The 3,772-nt window shown below is 64.2% G+C and carries 4 protein-coding genes and 1 riboswitch; of the genes, 3 read left to right on the top strand and 1 reads right to left on the bottom strand.

The window, feature by feature from the left end; genetic code table 11:
- A partial coding sequence (locus EOA24_RS30420) for a histidinol-phosphate transaminase (protein ID WP_127410407.1) occupies positions 1-714 on the bottom strand: 714 nt, incomplete at its 3' end.
- Between the two features lie 145 nt (positions 715-859).
- Positions 860-937: riboswitch (SAM riboswitch) on the top strand.
- Positions 938-1,033: 96 nt separating this feature from the next.
- Here EOA24_RS30420 and EOA24_RS30415 point away from each other — a divergent pair.
- The 3 genes from EOA24_RS30415 to EOA24_RS30405 all read left to right on the top strand — a co-directional run.
- Positions 1,034-2,203, top strand: coding sequence for a homoserine O-acetyltransferase (locus EOA24_RS30415; protein ID WP_126064185.1), 1,170 nt, complete (start codon positions 1,034-1,036; stop codon positions 2,201-2,203).
- Positions 2,200-2,814, top strand: a complete 615-nt coding sequence (gene metW / locus EOA24_RS30410; protein ID WP_126081011.1) for a methionine biosynthesis protein MetW — start codon at positions 2,200-2,202, stop codon at positions 2,812-2,814. Before EOA24_RS30415 ends, metW begins: the two co-directional genes overlap by 4 nt.
- A 257-nt stretch (positions 2,815-3,071) precedes the next feature.
- A partial coding sequence (locus tag EOA24_RS30405) for a glycosyltransferase family A protein (protein WP_133374681.1) occupies positions 3,072-3,772 on the top strand: 701 nt, incomplete at its 3' end.

Raw genomic sequence — 3,772 nt, 5'->3', positions numbered from 1 at the left:
CCCGTACATCCAGCCCACGCGCGCCCCGCCGAGGCCGAGCTTGGAGAAGGTGCGTGTCATCACCACGTTCTCGGCGCTGCCGGCAAGCTCGATGCCGGCTTCATAGTCGTTGCGCCGCACATATTCGGCGTAAGCCGCATCAAGCACCAGAAGCACGTTCTTCGGCAGGCCGGCATGCAGCCGCCGCACCTCGCTGAACGGCAGGTAGGTGCCGGTCGGATTGTTCGGATTGGCAAGGAACACGATACGCGTCTTGGGCGTAACCGCGGCGAGGATCGCGTCGACATCGGCGCGCTCGTCGGTTTCCTTCACCGCCACCGGCTTGGCGCCCGTCGCCTGGATGTAGATCTTGTAGACCATGAAGGCGTGTTCGGTGAACACGGCCTCGTCGCCCGGCGCGAGATAGGTCTGCGCCAGAAGCCCCAGGATCTCGTCCGAGCCGTTGGAGCAGATGATGTTCGCAGGGTTCAGCCCATGCACCTCGCCGATCGCCTCGCGCAGCCGCCGCGCGGTGCCGTCGGGATAGACGTCGAGCTTCGCCGCCACCTCGCGCGCGGCCTCGATCGCCTTCGGCGAAGGCCCCAGGGGATTTTCGTTCGACGACAGCTTGTAGACTTTCGTCACGCCGGCCGGCGCGCTGCTTTTTCCCGGCACATAGGCCTCGATGTCCATGATGCCCACGCGGGGCGTCGGACGGGGCTGATCCTGCTTCATGTCACAAATCCGTCGAGAAGGCCTCAAGGCCGCAGCGGAAATACAGGCCACGGGCTGCAATGTCGAGTGCTGGCGCTGCGGCAGCCCCTGTCGGCATAGAGGCTACCCCCGTTGACGAACAGCGGCTCCGGTCCTAGAAGGTCAGCCAGACTTCCGTGGTGATTTGGCCGGTCGGCTTGCAGCCACGTTAAACAACTCGCTAAAGGGCCGTTTGCAACCTGTAACCGGCTTTGCGACGGCAAGCCGGTTTTTTGTTGTCCGCCGCCGGCCGGACACTGCGTCGTGTCGAGACCGATGCGGGACAGGATCGAGGACGGACATGGCCGCTCAGCGCGCTGCAAGAACCAACGACGAGGCCGACCATCCGTCGAGCCCGGTGCTGCAGTTCGGCCCCGACAAGCCGCTGAAGCTCGACGCCGGCACGCTGCTCTCGCCTTTCCAGATCGCCTACCAGACCTACGGCAGCTTGAACGACGCGCGCTCCAACGCCATTCTCGTCTGCCATGCCCTGACTGGCGACCAGCACGTCGCCAACACCAATCCGGTGACCGGCAAGCCGGGCTGGTGGGAAGTGCTGATCGGTCCCGGCAGGATCATCGACACCAACCGCTTCTTCGTCATCTGCGCAAACGTCATCGGCGGCTGCCTCGGCTCGACCGGCCCGGCCTCGACAAATCCAGCGACCGGCAAGCCTTACGGCCTGGACCTGCCGATCATCACCATACGCGACATGGTGCGCGCGCAGGCGATGCTGGTCGATCATTTCGGCATCGAAAAGCTATTTTGCGTGCTCGGCGGCTCGATGGGCGGCATGCAGGTGCTGGAATGGGCGGCGAGCTATCCGGAGCGGGTCTTCTCGGCGCTGCCGATCGCCACCGGCGCCCGCCATTCCTCGCAGAACATCGCCTTCCACGAGGTCGGCCGGCAGGCGGTCATGGCCGATCCGGACTGGCATGGCGGCAAATATCTCGAGTTCGGCAAGCGCCCGGAAAAGGGGCTCGCCGTCGCGCGCATGGCCGCCCACATCACCTATCTTTCGGAAGCGGCGCTCCACCGCAAGTTCGGCCGCAACCTGCAGGACCGCGAGGCGCTCACCTTCGGCTTCGACGCCGATTTCCAGATCGAGAGCTATCTGCGCCACCAGGGCATGACCTTCGTCGACCGCTTCGATGCCAATTCCTATCTCTATCTGACCCGCGCGATGGACTATTTCGATCTTGCCGCCGATCACGGCGGGCGCCTCGCCGATGCCTTCGCCGGGACCAGGACGCGCTTCTGCCTGGTTTCCTTCACCAGCGACTGGCTGTTCCCGACCGAGGAGAGCCGCTCGATCGTGCATGCCTTGAACGCGGCGGGCGCTTCCGTCTCCTTCGTCGAGATCGAGACGGATCGCGGCCACGACGCTTTCCTGCTCGACGAGCCGGAGCTGTTCGCGGCCATCAACGGCTTCATCGGTTCGGCAGCACGCGCAAGGGGGCTCAGCCTATGAGCGTCAACCGCGCCCAGCGTGTCGACCTCGAAGTCGTCACCGATCTCATTCCGGCCAAGTCGCGCGTGCTCGACGTCGGCTCGGGCGACGGCGTCCTCCTGGAACTGCTGCAGGAGACCAAGCAGGTCGATGGCCGCGGGCTGGAACTGTCGCAGCGTGGCGTCAACGAATGCGTGGCGCGCGGCCTCTCCGTGATCCAGGGCGACGCCGACACGGATCTGAAATTCTATGCCGACAAGGGCTTCGATTTCGTCGTGCTGTCGCAGACGCTGCAGGCGACGCGCAACCCGAAGGTGGTGCTCGATGAGCTGCTTCGGATCGGTAACCGCGCCATCGTCTCCTTTCCCAATTTCGGTCACTGGCGCGTGCGCTTTTCGCTGCTGACCAAAGGCAGGATGCCGGTCACCAAGGACCTGCCCTATTCCTGGTATGACACGCCCAATATCCACTTCTGCACCATACGCGACTTCGTCAACCTGTGCGAAGAGCTTGGCGCGACCGTCGAGAAGGCGACCGCGCTCGACGCCAACGGCCAGAAGATCGGCCTGTCGATGCCGTGGTGGTTCTGGAACTTCTTCGGCCAGCAAGCGGTGTTTCTGCTCAGGCGCTGACGCCGCCGCGCGATCGGTTCCATGAACGCATGATTCTCACCGCCGGCTCTTGCCGGCGGACGGCCTCCGCGGACCGGAAGGCCGATTGTGTTGCCATCAAACCGCAACGTTGCGGAAAAGCCCCCCGTTTCGCATTTCTCGGCCGGCTCGGCGTGACACACAGGTGGCTTTTTTGTAGCGTCGACCGCAAATCACAGGTGGGAAACATAGCCATCAAACCCATCCGACACGCGCCAGATCCGACCGGTGGCAGCCCGATGTCGAACCAGGACGTTCCGCTGATCTCAGTGATCACGCCGACCCATAACCGGCGCAGTCAGGTCGTACGTGCGGTGAAAAGCGTTCTGGTGCAGACACTTACCCGCTTCGAGCACATCGTGGTCGACGACGGTTCGACCGACGGGACGGCCGCCGCGCTGGCCGAGATCCGTGACCCGAGGCTGATCTATGTCGGCGCCAAATGGCGCGGCGCCAATGCCGCCCGCAACGCGGGCATCGAGCGCGCGCGGGCGCCCGTGGTGACCTTCCTCGATTCGGACGACGTCTATCTGCCGGACCGGCTGGAGCGGACGCTGGCGCGCTTCGACCAGAATCCCTCGCTCGAGGTCCTGATCAGCTCGTTCCTGTCGCTGAAGGGCAGCCGCAGCACCAAATGCATCAACCGCGAGGCCTTTCTTGATAAAAGCGCGCTGCAGCGCGCCCTGGTCTCGCAGACTATTTTCATCGCCGGCTCGGCAATCACCGCCAGGCACGTATCGCTGCTGGCGATCGGCGGCTATGACAGCGACATCACGCGCATGCAGGATCTCGACCTTCTGCTGCGCTTTGCCCGCCGCGGCGGCGCCCAGCTGTCCGAAGACATCGACTGGAAGAAGTACAATTCGGAGAACTCGATCTCCCGCCGGCGCGACGGCTATGTCGCGGCCTATGCCAACCTGATCGACAAGCATCCCTATAT

Source organism: Mesorhizobium sp. M2A.F.Ca.ET.039.01.1.1 (assembly GCF_003998035.1).
Classification (GTDB): domain Bacteria; phylum Pseudomonadota; class Alphaproteobacteria; order Rhizobiales; family Rhizobiaceae; genus Mesorhizobium.
The sequence above is the reverse complement of the archived record's forward strand: the minus strand, read 5'-3'. Positions and strand labels throughout refer to the sequence as shown.